The sequence below is a fragment of the Siccirubricoccus soli genome (genome assembly GCF_024178315.1).
GTDB lineage: Bacteria > Pseudomonadota > Alphaproteobacteria > Acetobacterales > Acetobacteraceae > Siccirubricoccus > Siccirubricoccus soli.
On record NZ_JAMZIK010000010.1, the window covers coordinates 94,251 to 109,654 of the forward strand.

General features: G+C 70.5%; 14 protein-coding genes. 7 read left to right on the forward strand and 7 right to left on the reverse strand.

What is annotated here, in order from left to right; translation table 11 throughout:
• Window positions 1-34: 34 nt before the first annotated feature.
• Window positions 35-1,093: a zinc-binding metallopeptidase family protein gene (locus NJ376_RS02355; protein WP_252951627.1), complete on the forward strand. Its 1,059-nt coding sequence runs from the start codon at window positions 35-37 to the stop codon at window positions 1,091-1,093.
• Window positions 1,094-1,370: 277 nt separating this feature from the next.
• Here the strand turns inward: NJ376_RS02355 and NJ376_RS02360 are convergent, their stop codons facing one another.
• Together NJ376_RS02360 and NJ376_RS02365 are read right to left on the reverse strand one after the other, a co-directional pair.
• A complete protein-coding gene (locus NJ376_RS02360) occupies window positions 1,371-2,423 on the reverse strand; it encodes an Ldh family oxidoreductase (RefSeq protein WP_252951628.1) in 1,053 nt (350 codons plus the stop codon).
• Window positions 2,424-2,433: 10 nt separating this feature from the next.
• On the reverse strand, window positions 2,434-3,171 hold the full coding sequence (locus NJ376_RS02365) for an enoyl-CoA hydratase/isomerase family protein (RefSeq protein WP_252951629.1): 738 nt from the start codon (window positions 3,169-3,171) through the stop codon (window positions 2,434-2,436).
• A 163-nt stretch (window positions 3,172-3,334) separates the two neighbouring features.
• Between NJ376_RS02365 and NJ376_RS02370 the strand changes: the two genes are divergently transcribed.
• From NJ376_RS02370 to NJ376_RS02380, 3 genes are read left to right on the forward strand one after another with little or no spacing between them, the layout of a single operon-like run.
• The gene (locus tag NJ376_RS02370) at window positions 3,335-3,799 is read left to right on the forward strand and encodes a MarR family transcriptional regulator (RefSeq protein WP_252951630.1); all 465 of its coding nucleotides are present in this window, start codon (window positions 3,335-3,337) and stop codon (window positions 3,797-3,799) included.
• Between the two features lies 1 nt (window position 3,800).
• Window positions 3,801-4,937: an HlyD family secretion protein gene (locus tag NJ376_RS02375; RefSeq protein ID WP_252951631.1), complete on the forward strand. Its 1,137-nt coding sequence runs from the start codon at window positions 3,801-3,803 to the stop codon at window positions 4,935-4,937.
• Window positions 4,930-6,480, forward strand: coding sequence for an MDR family MFS transporter (locus NJ376_RS02380; protein ID WP_252951632.1), 1,551 nt, complete (start codon window positions 4,930-4,932; stop codon window positions 6,478-6,480). The genes NJ376_RS02375 and NJ376_RS02380 overlap by 8 nt, the downstream gene beginning before the upstream one ends.
• Before the next feature lie 80 nt (window positions 6,481-6,560).
• Here the strand turns inward: NJ376_RS02380 and NJ376_RS02385 are convergent, their stop codons facing one another.
• Genes NJ376_RS02385 through NJ376_RS02405 form a run of 5 tightly spaced genes read right to left on the reverse strand, consistent with a single transcriptional unit; the run spans window position 6,561 to window position 11,267 of the window.
• Window positions 6,561-7,547, reverse strand: a complete 987-nt coding sequence (locus tag NJ376_RS02385) for a branched-chain amino acid ABC transporter permease (RefSeq protein WP_252951633.1) — start codon at window positions 7,545-7,547, stop codon at window positions 6,561-6,563.
• Window positions 7,544-8,407: a branched-chain amino acid ABC transporter permease gene (locus NJ376_RS02390; protein WP_252951634.1), complete on the reverse strand. Its 864-nt coding sequence runs from the start codon at window positions 8,405-8,407 to the stop codon at window positions 7,544-7,546. Before NJ376_RS02390 ends, NJ376_RS02385 begins: the two co-directional genes overlap by 4 nt.
• A 1-nt stretch (window position 8,408) precedes the next feature.
• Window positions 8,409-9,149, reverse strand: coding sequence for an ABC transporter ATP-binding protein (locus NJ376_RS02395; protein ID WP_252951635.1), 741 nt, complete (start codon window positions 9,147-9,149; stop codon window positions 8,409-8,411).
• Between the two features lie 54 nt (window positions 9,150-9,203).
• A complete protein-coding gene (locus NJ376_RS02400) occupies window positions 9,204-9,944 on the reverse strand; it encodes an ABC transporter ATP-binding protein (RefSeq protein WP_252951636.1) in 741 nt (246 codons plus the stop codon).
• 6 nt (window positions 9,945-9,950) lie between these two features.
• Window positions 9,951-11,267 (reverse strand): ABC transporter substrate-binding protein, encoded by a 1,317-nt coding sequence (locus NJ376_RS02405; protein ID WP_252951637.1) that lies wholly within the window; start codon window positions 11,265-11,267, stop codon window positions 9,951-9,953.
• 277 nt (window positions 11,268-11,544) lie between these two features.
• Here NJ376_RS02405 and NJ376_RS02410 point away from each other — a divergent pair, with 277 nt between their 5' ends.
• From NJ376_RS02410 to NJ376_RS02420, 3 genes are all read left to right on the forward strand, one after another.
• Window positions 11,545-12,690, forward strand: coding sequence for a CaiB/BaiF CoA transferase family protein (locus NJ376_RS02410; protein ID WP_252951638.1), 1,146 nt, complete (start codon window positions 11,545-11,547; stop codon window positions 12,688-12,690).
• A gap of 31 nt (window positions 12,691-12,721) precedes the next feature.
• Window positions 12,722-14,377, forward strand: a complete 1,656-nt coding sequence (locus NJ376_RS02415; protein ID WP_252951639.1) for a GMC family oxidoreductase — start codon at window positions 12,722-12,724, stop codon at window positions 14,375-14,377.
• Between the two features lie 196 nt (window positions 14,378-14,573).
• The coding region (locus NJ376_RS02420) for a GMC family oxidoreductase (protein ID WP_252951640.1) at window positions 14,574-15,404 on the forward strand (831 nt) is incomplete at its 3' end.

A 15,404-nucleotide genomic window follows, 5' to 3' on the forward strand; every position in this document is an offset into this window, starting at 1 on the left:
CCTGCGTCCTGCCAAGGCGCGAAAGGGCCCGGCCATGAGATTGTTCCGCTGCCAGCATTGCAGCCAAGTGCTGTATTTCGAGAATACGCGCTGCGAGCGCTGCGGCCATTGCCTGGGCTTCCTGCCGGAGGCGGCGACGCTTTCCGCGCTGGAACCGGCGGGCGAGGCCTGGACGCCCCTGGCCAGGCCGGGCCGGCCCCGGATGTTCTGCAGCAATGCGCAGTATGGCGCCTGCAACTGGCTGCTGCCGGAGGATGCGGCGGAGACGCTCTGCGCCGCCTGCCGCCACAACCGGGTGATCCCCGACCTGACGGTGCCGGAGAACCTGCCGCCCTGGCGCCGCATCCAGGACGCCGCGCATCGGCTGATCTACAGCTTCCAGCGCCTCGGGCTTCCCCTGGCCAACCGCATCGAGGACCCCTCGCACGGTCTCGCCTTCGATGTGCTGGCGGACCCGCCGGAGGGCAGCGCGCCCAAGGTGGTGACCGGACATGAGGAGGGGCTGATCACCATCGCCCTCGCCGAGGCCGACGATGCCGAGCGGGAGCGCCGCCGCACCGCCATGGGCGAGCCCTACCGCAGCCTGCTCGGCCATTTCCGCCATGAGTCTGGGCACCATTACTGGGACCTGCTGGTGCGCGATGGCGGCAAGCTGGAGGAATGCCGCGCCCTGTTCGGCGATGACAGCCAGGACTACGCCGCGGCGCTGCAGGCCCACTATGCCAATGGCGCGCCGCCGGATTGGCAGAACGCCTATGTCAGCGCCTATGCCACCGCCCATCCCTGGGAGGATTTCGCCGAGACCTGGGCGCATTACCTGCACATCGTGGACACGCTGGAGATGGCAAGCGCCTTCCGCCTCAGCGTGCAGCCGCGCGTGGCGCGGGGCGACGAGCTGGACACGCAGATCGACTTCAACCCCTACAAGGTGGCCGACATCGCAGCGATGATCGAGGCCTGGCTGCCGCTGACCTATGCGGTGAACAGCCTGAACCGCTGCATGGGCTCGCCGGATCTCTACCCCTTCGTGCTGTCGCCGCCGGCGATCGAGAAGCTGGGCTTCATCCACCGGCTGGTGCACGACAGGCGGTAATCACTGGACGTTCCGTCCGGACGCGCCAACGCGCGCTCGACACCGTCGAGCGACCTCTCGCTTGCGGCACCGTGGCCCCAGGCAATGGTGGCCTTCGACGCTGTCGAAGGCCCTGTCAGGGCCTTCGCCTTCGCGTGGATAACGGGGACCCAAGGCCCCGGCAGAACCTGCGCCGCCCGTTGCCCTTCCGCGGCTTTGCCGCGGAAGGCTGTGCGAGAGGTCGGGACTCCAGCGCCCCCGGGGCCCCCGCGAAGACGCGCAGCGGCTTCGTGGGGAATCAGGCGAAGCCAAGCTTCGCCGCGATCCCACCCTCCTGCGCCAGCTCGCCCAGTTTCTTCCAGGTGGCGTCCTCGATCTCGACACCCTCCGCCGCGCGCTGCTGCTCGGCGCGATACTCCACCTCGCCCGGATAGAGCACGCCCTTGCTGCCCTTGGCCGGCGGCGTCTCCTTCAGGTAGTGCGCGAACTCCGCCACCTCCTTGCGGAAGGTCAGCAGCGGCCGGAAGGCCTCCACCTTGATGGCAATCAGGAAGCAGCCGTCATTATGCCGCCCCGTCGGCTCCACGCCGAAGCCGAGCCCGGTCAGCAGCCCGCAGAAGATCTCGCCGAAGGCCGCCAGGGCGGTGCCCTTGTACCCCTCCCCCGGGCCGCCCAGCGGCAGCAGCGCGCCGCCCTTGATCTTCTTCGGGTCGGTGGTCAGGTCGCCCTCGCTGTCCACCACCCAGCCGCGCGGAATCTCCTGCCCGCGCGCCTCGGCCAGCTTGATCTTCCCCATGGCGACGGCGGAGGTGGCGAAATCCATGCAGAACGGGCCGTCGAGGTCGGAAGGCACCGCCATCGCCCAGGGGTTGGTGCCCAGCCGCGCCTCCCGCCCGCCGAAGGGCGCGACGCCCTTGGGGGAACGGCCGCTATCGGCCCAGGCCATGCCGATCATCCCCGCCTTCGCCGCCATCAGCGGGTAGCTGGCCAGCCGCCCGACATGGCCCTGGCGGAACACCGTGCAGGCGGCGATGTTGGTCTTCTCCGCCTTCTCGATGGTCAGCGCCATCGCCTTCTCGTTGATGACGTAGCCGAAGCCCCAATTGCCATCCACCACCGTGGTCGCCGGGGATTCCTGCACCACGGTGAAGGGCGCGCCGGGCACGATATGGCCGACCCGCACCCGCTCGATGTAGTTCGGCAGCATGATGACGCCGTGGCTGTCATGCCCGGCGAGGTTGGCATTCACCACATGCCGGGCGACAGTCGCCGCCTCCCCCTCCGGCACGCCATTCGCCATCAGCAGGGCGCGGCCGATCTCGCGCAGCTTCTCCGCCTGAACCTTCGGCATGATTCTCTCCCTACCCCTTGCGTTGCGCCGCGACGGCGGCGCGATACTCCAGAATCCGCTGCTTCAGCCCCGGCCGCGCCGCGGAGCGGACCAGCGCAGCGAGATCCGCATCGTCATCGGCGCCGCGCGTGCGGGCATGCAGCCCGGCCACCGTCTCCGGCGCCAGCCGTGAGGCCGCGGCGCCGATGCGCGCCAGCGCCGCCGGCAACGCCGCCTCCTCCAGCACCGCGGTGGCGAGGCCGGCCGCCAGCGCCGCCTCCGCGTCCAGGCTCTCGCCGCCCAGCAGCACCTCCCGCGCCCGCCCGGCGCCGATCCGTGCCGCCAGCCGCGCCGTGCCCAGCACCAGCCCGAAGGACGGGCCGGGAAAGGCGAAGCTCGCCCCCGCCATGGCGATGCGATGATCGCAGACGGCGAAGAGATCCGCCCCCGCGCCGAAACTGCGCCCCTGCCCCACCGCCACCGTCACCACCGGCGCGGCATGCAGGCGCTGCAGCAGCTGCTCGATCCGCACCACCCGCAGCAGCAGGTCGCCATCCGAAAGCTGGTCGAGGTCCGAGAGGTCGAAGCCGGTGCAGAAATGTCTGCCCGCCCCGCGCAGCACCAGGCAGCGCGCGCCATCCACCAGCGCCGCCGTCACCGCCGCGTCCAGCGCCGCCACCAGCTCCAACCCCAGCGCATTGCCCCGCTCCGGCCGTTCCAGCCACAGCGTCGCGACCCCCGCCGCGTCCTCGCACCGCACCAGGCTCATGGGCGTGGCTCCATCTCCGGCGCCTGCTGCATTGCAACATGGCCCGAGGCAGTTCCGCGCATCCCTCGCTCCTCCATCGCCGTCATCCTGCGGCGGGGCGCCTCCTCGCGGAACCCCCAATATCTAGTTTGCTCATCATTCGCCCGCATCCTAGTCTCACGCCATGCGGGACGGTTCCAGCCTCGCCCATACGCAATGGCAAATCGGCATCGCGATCGCGCAGATCGCCAGGCGCTGGCGCGCGCGGCTGGATGCGCGCATTGCGGAGCATGGGCTGACTGAGGCGCGCTGGCTCGCGCTGCTCACCCTGTCGCGCCTCGGCGACGGGCTGACCCAGAAGACGCTGGCCGCCGGCCTTGCCATCGAGGGCCCGACCCTGGTGCGCACGCTGGACTGGCTGCAGGCGGAAGGGCTGGTGGAGCGGCGCGAATCGGTGCTGGACCGCCGCGCCAACACCCTGCACCTGACGGAGAAGGCCCGGCCGCTGATCCAGCGCATCGAGGCGGTGGCCACCCAGGTGCGGGCGGAAATCCTCGGCGGCATCCCGGAAGCGGAATTGCGCGCCTGCCTTGCCGTGCTGGACAAGGTCGCCGCCGGCCTGGCCGCCCCGCCTCCCGAAGGGGGCTGACATGGATGTCGGGCCGGGCAGCGTCAAAAGCCTGGCGCCCGACGCCGCGGCGCGACGCATGCGGCGCCTCCGCCTGCTGGCGCTGATGGCGGCGCTGCTCGCCCTTCTCGCCGGCGCCGCCTGGTTCACCCACCGCCTCTTCACCCTCGTCGTCGTCGATGATGCGCGGGTGGCGGCGGACATGATCACCATCGCCTCCCGCGTCCCGGGCTGGGTGGCGGAGGTGCGCGTCATCGCCGGCGACACGCCGGGCAAGGGCAGCCTGCTGCTCCGCATCGACAGCCGCGAATCGGAGATCGCGCTGCGCGAGATCGAGGCGCGGCTGGCGACGCTCGCCGCCCGCCGGGCGGAGCTGGAGGCGCGGCTCTCCATGGTGGACCGGCAGACCGAGAGCGCCGCCGCCGGCACCCGCGCCAAGCTGGAGGTGGCCCGCGCCGCCCTGCCGGCCGCCATCGCCGAGCGCGTGCTGGCCGAGGCGGAGCATGAGCGCGCCCAGATGCTGGTCGCCAGCGGCAGCGGCACCCGCCAGCGCCAGGACCAGACGCGCAGCGGCCTCGACATGGCGCGGCAGAAGGTGCTGGCCGCCACCGCCGAGATCCTGAACGCCGAGGCGCAGATCGCCGCCAGCGAGGCGGCGCGGGAGGAGCTGGTGGTGCTCCGCCGCCAGCTCGAAGCCCTCGGCCCGCAGCAGCAGGAGCTGGAGGCGCAGCGCGACCGCGCCGCGCTCGACCTCGCCGATCGCCGCATCGTCATGCCCTTCGACGGCAGCATCGACCGCGTCTTCGTCGATCCCGGCGAATACGTCGCCGCCGGCCAGCGCCTGCTGATGCTGCACGACCCCGCCCGGGTGCGGGTGGAGGCGAATGTCAAGGAGACGGAGATCCGCTGGTTCCGCCCCGGCACCCATGTGCAGGTGACGGTGGACGCCCTGCCCGGCCAGCGCTTCGAGGGCGTGGTGGAGCGCGTGGCCGGCGCCGCCACCAGCGAATTCGCCCTGCTGCCCAGCCCCAACCCTTCCGGCAATTTCACCAAGATCACCCAGCGCCTGCCGGTGCGCGTGGCCCTGCAGCCGCCCCCCGCGCCCGGCCTGCTGCGTCCCGGCATGATGGTGCAGATCGAGGCCGCGGCGATTGAGTGAGCGGACGCTGGAAACCCTGGGACGACGCTTCGGCCCCTTCTATCGCTGGCTGGTGACGGCCACCGCCATCATCGGGACGCTGTCCACCATTCTCGCCTCCACCATCGTCAATGTCGCGCTGCCGGACATCATGGGCGCCTTCGGCATCGGCCAGGACCATGCGCAGCTTCTCTCCACCGGCTTCCTCGCCGCCGTCACCGGGACGATGCTGCTGAATGCCTGGTTCACCGAGAGCTTCGGCCACCGCGCCACCTATCTCGGCGCCGTCGCGCTGTTCCTCTCCGGCTCCGCCCTCTGCGGCTTCGCGCCGAACGAGGCGGTGCTGATCCTCGGCCGCATCCTGCAGGGCGCCTCGGCGGGGATGATGCAGCCGCTCGGCACCCAGATCATCTTTCAGGTCTTCCCGCCGGAGAAGCGCGGCTCCGCCATGGGGCTCGCCGCCGTCGGCATCGTGCTGGCGCCGGCCCTCGGCCCCACGCTCGGCGGCGTGCTGGTGGACCATTACGGCTGGCGCAGCGTCTTCGTCCTCTCCGTGCCCTCCGCCCTGCTCGGCAGCGGCCTCGCCATGGTCTTCATGCCGGACCGGGCGGAGTCCGGCCCGCGCCGCCGCTTCGATGCGCCGGGCTTCCTGCTGCTGATCCTGGCGCTGCTTGCCCTCTTCACCGGCCTCTCCACCGGACAGCGGGAGGGCTGGGGGTCGGAGCCGGTGGTCGGCGCCCTGGCCGCCGCCACCCTCGCCATCCTCGGCTTCCTGCTGTGGGAGCTGTGGACGCCGGTGCCGCTGCTGAACCCGCGCATCTTCGCCCATCGCGGCTTCGCCGGGGCCTTCGCGGTCGCCATCGTCTATGGCGCCTGCATCTTCGGCACCACCTACCTGCTGCCGCTCTTCGTCCAGACGGTGCAGGGCTACACGGCGACGCGGGCGGGGCTGGTCCTGATGCCGGCCGGGCTCATCATGCTGGTGGTCTTCCCGGTGGCGGGCAGGCTGGCGGACCGGCTGCCGCCCTGGCAGCCCGTGGCCTTCGGCCTGCTGCTCTTCGCCCTCTCCTCCTGGCTGCTGCGCGGGGTGCACACGGACACGCCCTTCTGGTCCATGGCGCTGATGGTCCTGGTCGGCCGGGTCGGCCTCGGCTTCACCATGCCGTCCATGAATGCCGGCGCGCTGCGGGCCCTGCCCCCGCGCTTCCTCGGCCAGGGGGCGGGGGGCATCAATTTCGCCCGGCAATTCGGCGGGGCGCTCGGCACCAACCTGCTCGCCATCACGCTGGAGCGGCATACCGAGCTGCACGCCCAGGCCCTGACACCCAGCCAGGATGGCAGCGGCGCCGGCACGCTGGAATTCCTCCGCCAGGCCCAGGCGCTGCTGCGGCAGGACGGGGTGCCGGAGACGGAAACCCTGGCCGGGGCTTATGAGCTGCTCTCCCGCGCCGTGGCGGCGCAGGCGAGCATGCTGGGCTTCCGGGACAGCTTCCTCTGGGTGGCGCTGGCCTGCCTGGCGGCGGTGCTGCCGGCGTTGGCGACGCGACGGAAGCAAACCGCCTAGGCATCGGGAGGGGCCTTGCCCCTCCCGAACCCACCCCACCAAAGGCCGAAGGGCCTTTGGAAACCATGAGTCAGAGGCGCCTACTCCGCCAGTTGGACGGCCGGGGCTGCCGGCTTCCGGGCCTGGGGGCGCCGCTCCAGCAGGCCGGCGATGCCGCGCGGCAGGAACAGCATGAACAGCACCAGCAGCACGCCATAGACCAGCGGGGCGCCGCCGGTGAACTCCGTGCCGAAGCCGAAGCGCAGCGCCTCCTCCAGCCCGATGGTGATGACGGCCCCGATGCTCGGCCCGAAGGGCGCATACATCCCGCCGGCAATGGCGCTGAAGACGATCTGCAGCGAGATGCCGAGCCCCGACAGCGATTCCGGGTTCAGATACATCCGGTACTGCGCCATCAGCGCCCCCGCCAGCGCCGCGAAGGCGACGGAGATGACGGTGATCTTCAGCTTCTCCCGCGTCACCTGGATGCCGACGGAGGCCGCGGCATCCTCGTCCTCGGCGATCGCCGCCAGCGCCTTCGAGGTCATCGAGCGGTCGAGCAGCCACCAGGCCAGCAGCGCCAGCCCCCAGGCTCCCAGCGCCACCCACCAGAACCCCGCCTTGTCGAACTGCATGGCGAGGAAGCCGCCGCCCGGCGGCGCCTGGTTCGGCGTCATGCCGAGCGAACCGCCGGTATGCTCGCGCAGCGCGGTGACGAGGATGCGGACGATCTCCCCCGCCGCCAGGGTGACCAGGGCGAAGTAATGCCCCACCACGCGCAGCCGGAAGCAGGGATAGCCCAGCAGCACCCCCAGCAGCACGGCAACGAGGACGCCGACCGGGATGCCGAGCCAGGGCGTGATCCCGAGCTCGTTCCACAGCAGGGCCATGGTGTAGGCGCTGGCGCCGAGGAAGGCGCCATGGCCGAAGGAGACGAGGCCGAATCGCCCCATCATCGCCCAGCCCGTGCCCATCACCGCCGTCAGCAGGGCGGTGATGAGAAGGTGCATGAAGTAGTCGGGCGGCGAGAGCAGCGGCACGCCGGCCAGCAGCACCAGGAGGAGGATCGGCAGCAGGGGAAGCTTCATCGGGCGAACAGCCCCCTCGGCCGGGCGAAGATGGTGAGGATGAAGAACAGGAAGGCGATGACGTAGGAATACTCGGTATTCCCCCAGAAGCCGCCGACCGAGATGATGAGCCCCATGAGGAAGGCGGCGAGGAAGCCGCCCAGCATGTTGCCCAACCCGCCCATGACGCAGATCATGAAGGTGATCGGCCCGAAGGAGAGGCCGACGAAGGGGTGGACGTCGAGCTGCACCACCAGCAAGCAGGCCGCCAACCCCGCCAGCGCGCCGCCCACCGCCGAGGCGATGAGGTAGATGCGCTGCGGATCGACGCCCATCAGCGGCATCACCTCCCTATCCCGCGCGATGGCGCGGATGGCGACGCCGACATAGGTGAATTTCAGGAAGGCCCAGAGCACCGCGGCGCCGAGCAGCGCGGCGCAGAAGGCCGCCAGCTTGGTGCCGCTGACGAAGACATCGCCCACCTCCATCGGCGGCATGTCCACGCCGAGGCTGCGGAAATCCGTCCGGAAGGCAAGCGTCGCCGCCCCCTGCAACACGAAGAGCACGCCGCCGGTGGCCAGCACCTGGTTGATCGGCGGCTGGTTCAGCAACGGCTTCACCACCAGCAGGTGCAGCAGCAGCCCCAGCAGCGAGACCAGCGGCAGGCAGACCGCGAAAGCCGCCCAGAGCGGCCAGCCCGCCTGGGTGTAGAGGAACCAGGCGGCATACATGCCGACCATCACCAGCTCCGCATAGCAGAGCCAGACCACGTCCACGACGCCGAAGACGAGGTTGAGGCCGAGCGCCGGCAGGGCGAAGACGCCGCCAAGCAGGATGCCGTTCACCAGCGCCTCAAGGAAGAAGGGATCGAGGAGATCCAATTCAGTGTCCTCCCAGGTAGGAGCGGCGGATGGCGGGGTCGGCGGCCAGTTCCGCGGCGCGGCCCTCCGCGGCGACGCGGCCGGTTTCCAGCACATAGGCGCGGTCCACCACCCGCAGCACCTGCGCCACGTTCTGCTCCACGATGAGGACGGTCAGGCCCTCCTCGCGGATGCGCTTCACCAGGGCGAAGACCTGCTGCACCACCAGCGGCGCCAGGCCGGCGGAGGGCTCGTCCAGCAGCAGGATCTTCGGGCCGGACATCAGGGCGCGGCCGATGGCGCACATCTGCTGCTCGCCGCCGCTCATCGTGCCGGCAAGCTGGTGGCGGCGTTGCTGCATGCGGGGGAAGAGGGAATAGACATGGTCCCGCCGCTGCTCGAAATGCGCGCGCGACGCCTTGGAGAAGGCGCCGACCTTCAGATTCTCCTCCACCGTCAGATGCGGGAAGAGCCGCCGGTTCTCCGGCACATGCGCGATGCCGAGCGCGGGCAGCGCATGCGCCGGCACCTGCAGCAGATCCTGCCCGCCGAACCGCAAGGTCCCGGCGCGCGGCCGCAGCAGGCCGGAGATGACGCGGAGCAGGGTGGTCTTGCCCGCGCCGTTCGGCCCGACCACGCCCACCGCCTCGCCCGGCTCCACCCGCAGCGAGACGCCGAACAGCGCCTGGAAATCGCCATAGCCGGCATGGATGTTGGAGAGTTCCAGCGTCGCGCCGGCGCTCTGCTTCATGGCGGCGCTCATGCGGCGCGCATCCTTCTGTTCGCGCTCATGCGGCGCGCGTCCTTCTGTTCGCGCTCATGCGGCGCGCGCCTCGGGCGGGCCGAGATAGACTTCCGCCACCTTCGCATCCTCCTGCGCCTCATAGGGCGTGCCCTGGAAGATCACCGCGCCATGGTCCAGCACCACCACGCGGTCCACGACGGAGAGCAGCACGCCCATGATGTGCTCCACCCAGACGATGGTGATGCCCCGCTCATCGCGGATGCGCTTCAGCATCTCCGCCGCCTGGCGCATCTCCCCGGCATCCAGCCCGCCGAGGGATTCATCCGCCAGCAGCAGCTTCGGCTGCGTCGCCAGCGCGCGGGCCAGCTCCAGCTTCTTCAGCCCGGCGGCGCCGAGGCCCTGGGTCGTCGTCTCCGGATCCTCGGGAAGCTGCGCCAGGCGCAGCGCCTCCCGCGCGCGGCGCAACGCCTCCTCCCGTGTGATATGGCCGCTGGCGCCGTAATGCGCGGCCAGCGCCGCATTCTCCAGCAGCGAGAGCCCGCGGAAGGGACGTGGGATCTGGAAGGTGCGGCCGATCCCCCGCCGGCAGGTGGCATCCGCCGTCAGCCCGGCAATCTCCTCCCCCGCCAGCTTCACGGACCCGGAGCTGGGCCGCAGCATGCCGGCGATGCAGTTGAAGGTGGTGGACTTGCCCGAGCCGTTCGGCCCGAGCAGCCCCAATATCTCCCCCTCGGCCACCGAGAAGGAGACGTTGTCCACCGCGGTGAAGCCGCCGAATCGCTTCGTCAGCCCCGCAACTTCCAGCAGCGCCATCGCCGCTCAACGCGCCGCATAGGCGTGGCCGGGCGGCAGCGGCAGCACCGGCGGCTGGCCGATGCTGCTGGGCCAGATCACCCGGGACCGGCCATTCTCGAACTGCATCACCACCGCGATGCTACGGGCATTCTGCCCTGCCATGGCGGAACCCGGCGGCTCGAATTTCACCCCATAGCCCTGGATCGTGCCGCCCATCGGGATGTCCACCTCCAGCGCCGCCTCCCGCAGCGCATCGGCCGTCATCCCTCCGGTCTTCCTCACCGCCGGCGCCAGCACGTTGTTGAGGAAGATCCACATGTTGTTGAAACCCATGGAGGCATGGGTCGGCAGGTCGCGCACCCGGTGCTTCTCGGAATATTTGGTGACGAAGGCCTGGGCCAGCTCGCCGACGCCGGGCTGCAGCTTGGACCAGTCCAGCATCTGCGCCGCCGCCGGATCCACATTGCACATGTGGTTCACGTCCTGGCCGAAGGTCTCCGTCAGCCGGTCGATCTGCGACCAGCCGGCGCCGTGGCCGATCAGCATCTTGAAGCGCAGCCCGCCGGATTTCGCCTGGCGCAGGAACAGCGTGATGTCCGGGTTGTAGCCGGCCTGCAGGACGATGTCGGCGCGTTCCCGCCGCAGCTTCGTCACCAGCGTCGAAAGGTCGGGCGCCGAGGCGGAATAGGCCTCCTTCAGCACCACCGGCATGTTGCGCTGCTTTGCATTCGCCTCGATGGCGGCGGCGACGCCGGTGCCGTAGGGCCCGTCCTCGTAGATGATGGCCAGCTTCACCTTGTCCGGCGCCATGCCGAGCTTCGCCTGGGCATTCTCATGGATCATGGCGACGGAGCCTTCGCCATACTGGTCGGAATGCACGGTGGGGCGGAAGACGTAGCGGAAATTCTTGTCCTTCAGCACCGCGGTGGCGATGGCGGAGGTGATCCACATGATCTTCTTCGCCTGCTCGAACCGGCCGGAGAGCGGGACGGCATGGGCGGAGGAATAGATGCCGGTGACGACCTCGACGCGCTCCTGCCCCAGCAGCCGCTCCATCTCGTTGATGGCGGTCTCGGTGCGGCTCTGGCTGTCGGCGGTGATGGGCTGCACCAGGCGGCCATCGACGCCGCCCCGCTCGTTGAACAGCTCGACGGCGGTTTCCATGCCCCAGAACAGGGGCTGGCTGCCGGCGCCGGCGAAGGGGCCGGAAAGGTCGGTCATCACCCCGACGCGCAGCGGGTCCCTTCCCTGCGCCCGGGGCTGCGCCGGCAGGCTGGCGGCGAGGCCGAGGCCGGCGCCGCCGGCCAGCAGGCCGCGGCGCGTTGTCCCAGTGGTGAGCATCCCTGTCATCCTCCGTTGGGTCGTGCCGGCCAGCCGGCGCGCAGGGGCGCACCGGGCGGGGCCGGCCAGCTCGACTGGAATGGGGCAGGGTTTGGCGGCGCGGCAGCGCCACCATCGGACCGTTCCCCCAGGCCAGTGCCGTCTCGTGCGGCGCTGTTGCCGAAAGGAAAGTCTGGCGGCGGGGTCCGCGTCAAGCACTTGCACGAATCCGCGCCCTCTCGACCGCCCCGGCTGCCGGCGCTTAACTGCCCGGGCCATGGCGGAAGGGGATGCGGCAATGGAAATGGCGCTGGACGGCCTGGTCGTCCTCGACCTGACGAGTTTCCTCTCCGGCCCCTATTGCGCCATGCTGCTGGGCGACATGGGCGCCGACGTCATCAAGGTGGAACGCCCGGATGGCGGCGACGACGCACGGCGGATGCCCCCCTTCGTGGATGGCCGCGGCGCGCCCTTCGCGGTGTGGAACCGCAACAAGCGCAGCATCGCGCTGGACCTGAAGCAGCCCGCTGATCTCGACACCGTGCGCCGCATCGCGCTGCGCGCCGATGTGCTGGTGGAGAATTTCCGCCCCGGCACGCTGGAACGGCTGGGCCTGGGCTGGGAGGCGCTGCACGCCGCCAATCCGCGGCTGATCTACGCCTCCATCTCCGGCTTCGGCCAGACCGGCCCCTGGGCCGGGCATGGCGGCCTCGACATGATGGCGCAGGGCATGTCCGGGCTGATCGCCGGCAATGGCCCGCCGGAGGGCGAGCCCTACCGCCTGCCCATCGCCATCACCGATGTGACGGCGGGCATGTACACCGCCATCGCCGTGCTCGGCGCGCTGCAGGCGCGGCACCGCACCGGGCGCGGCCAGCGCATCGACCAGTCCCTGCTGGAAGCCGGCCTCGCCCTCGGCGTCTATGAGGCGGCGCATGTCTTCGCCCTGGGCACGCGGCCGGAACGGCTGGGGCAGCTCCATCGCGGCTCCTCCCCCTACCGCGTCTTCCGCACGCGGGATGGCTGGATCACCCTCGGCGCCTCCAAGGACAAATTCTGGCGCGCCCTTTGCGGCATCATCGGTGCGCCGGGCCTGCTGGAGGATCCGCGCTTCACCACCAATGCGCTCCGCGTGCAGCACAATGCGGAGCTGATCCCGTTGATCCAGGCGAAGCTGGCGGAGCAGGACAGCGCCCATTGGCTCGGCCAGTTCGAGGCAGCCGGCATCCCCTCCGAGGAGGTGCTGAGCTATGACGAGGCGCTGGCCCATCCGCAGGTGCAGGCGCGCGGCGTGGTGGTGGAGTATGAGGACCCGAAGCTCGGCCCCCAGCGTGCCCTGGCGCCGCCGGTCCGGCTCAGCGAGACGCCTGCGCGCATCCGCCGCCGCGCCCCCGACCTCGACGAGCATGGCGCGGAGATCCGCGCCTGGCTCGACCAGGGCTGACGCCCCGCCCCTCACCCGACAGGAACACCGCATGGCCACCGAGCATCCCGGCGCCGACAGCTTCGACTACGTGATCGTCGGCTCCGGCGCCGCCGGCTCCGTCCTCGCCAACCGGCTGACGGAGGATGGCACCGCCACCGTCTGCGTGCTGGAAGCCGGGCCGCCCGACCGCAACCCCTGGATCCACATCCCTGCCGGCTTCATCAAGACGCTAGTGGACCCCGGCGTCACCTGGCAGTTCAAGACCGAGCCGCTGGAGATGACCGGCGGCCGCCGGATCAGCACCGTGCAGGGCCGGACGCTGGGCGGCTCCTCCTCCGTCAACGGCATGATCTACAACCGCGGCCAGCCCGCCGACCTCGACAACTGGGCGCAGCGCGGCAATCGCGGCTGGGGCTATGAGGATTGCCTGCCCTATTACCGCCGCAGCGAGAACCGGATGGGGATCTGCGACGAGGCGAAGCGCGGCCGGGAGGAGGATGGCATCCCGGTCACCGACAATGACTGGATCAACCAGGTCTCGGAGGCCTTCATCGCCGGCTGCATGGGCCTCGGCATCCCCCGCAACCCGGACTACAACAGTGGCGACCAGGCCGGCGTCGGCTATTTCCAGCGGGCCATCCGGCGCGGCATGCGCGTCTCCGCCGCTCGCGCCTTCCTGCACCCGGCGATGCGCCGCCCGAACCTCGAGGTCCGCACCGATGCGCGGGCCAGCGCCATCCTGCTGGAAGGCAAGCGGGCGGTGGGCGTGCAGTACCTCCATGCCCGCGGCGCCGCGCCGAAGACGGTGCTGGCGCGGCGGGAGGTGATCCTCTCCGCCGGCACGGTGAACACCGCGCGGCTGCTCCAGGTCTCCGGCATCGGCCCGGCCGATCTGCTTGGCCGCCTCGGCGTGCCGGTGCGGCACGAGCTGCGCGGGGTCGGCGCCAATTTCCGCGACCACTACGCCTCTCGCTTCGTCATGCGGGCGAAGCCGGGGGTCGTCACCCTGAACCAGCTCGCCCGCGGCGTGCGCCTGGCGCAGGAGGTGTGGCGCTGGAGCCGCGGGAAGCCCAGCATCCTCGCCACCTCCCCCTCCCACGTCCATGTCTTCTGGAAGAGCTTCGAGGGGCTGGACATGCCCGACCTGCAATGCGTCTTCACCCCGGGCTCCTATGCCGAGGGCAAGGTCTACGTGCTGGACGACTACCCGGGCGTCACCGCCGGCGCTTGGCAGCACCGGCCGGAAAGCCATGGCTGGGTCCGCGCCCGCAGCACCGACGTGTTCGAGGACCCGGAGATCAACCCCAACTACCTCTCGGACCCGATGGACCGGCAGGTGCATCTCGGCGGCATGCGGCTGCTGCGCCGCATGCTGAACACGCCGGAGCTGGCACCCTATCTGGAGACGGAGACGCTGCCCGGCCCGCAGGTGCAGAGCGACGACGAGCTGCTCGACTTCGCGCGGAGGAACGGCAGCACCACCTATCACCTGATCGGCACCGCCCGCATGGGCCCGGCCAGCGACCCGAGCGCGGTGGTGGATGACCGGCTGCGGGTGCATGGGCTGCAGGGGCTGCGAGTGGTGGATGCCTCCATCATGCCCAGCATGCCCTCCGCCAACACCTACGCCACCACGCTGATGATCGCGGAGAAGGCCGCCGACTTCATCCGCGGCCGTCAGGCGATGCCGGCGGAGGCCGCCTGAGCTGCCCGCCTCGCCCATAGGGCGAGGCAAGTCACAATCCTCTCCATCATGTGCGGTCCTGGCGTACCGCCTCGCAACGACGTGCGCAGGAAACGAGCCGCTGCCGCTCGCGCCTTTGGCGCAGCAGTAGATAGAATACTTTCTGCCGGATCTGTTCCCCCCGCGTCTCATCGACGGCCACGACAGGATGCCCTTGATGCTCGAACCCATTCCCGGTGCCGACAGCTTCGATTACGTGATCGTCGGCGCCGGTGCAGCCGGCTGCGTCCTTGCCAATCGCCTCACGGCGGATGGCAGGACGACGGTTTGCGTGCTGGAAGCCGGCCCGCCCGACCGTAGCCCCTGGATCCACATCCCCGCCGGTTTCATCAAGACCCGCACGGACCGCAGTATCACCTGGCAGTTTCATACCGAGCCGACGGAGATGACTGCCGGGCGCCGCATCCACACGGTCCAGGGCCGCACCCTCGGCGGTTCCTCCTCCATCAACGGCATGATCTACAATCGCGGCCAGCCCGCCGACCTGGACAATTGGGCGCAGCGCGGCAACCGCGGGTGGAGCTATGCGGATTGCCTGCCCTATTACCGCCGCAGCGAGAGGCGCATCGGCGCCGGCGACGATACGCGGCGCGGCCGCGACGGCGACTTCGCCGTCACCGACAATGACTGGATCCACCCGCTGTCGGAGGCCTTCATCGAGGGCTGCGTCGGCCTCGGCATTCCGCGCAATCCCGATTACAACAGCGGCGACCAGGCCGGCGTCGGCTACTACCAGCGCGCCATCCGCAACGGCATCCGCGTCTCCGCCGCCCGCGCCTTCCTGCACCCCGCCATGTCCCGCCGCAACCTGGAGGTGCGGACGGAGGCGCGGGCCAGCGCCATCCTCTTCGAAGGCCGCCGCGCCATCGGCGTCCAGTACCTCCACGCCCCCGGCGCCCCACCGCGCCGCGTGATGGCGCGGCGGGAGGTGATCGTCTCCGCCGGCACGGTGAACACCGCGCGGCTGCTCCAGGTCTCCGGCATCGGT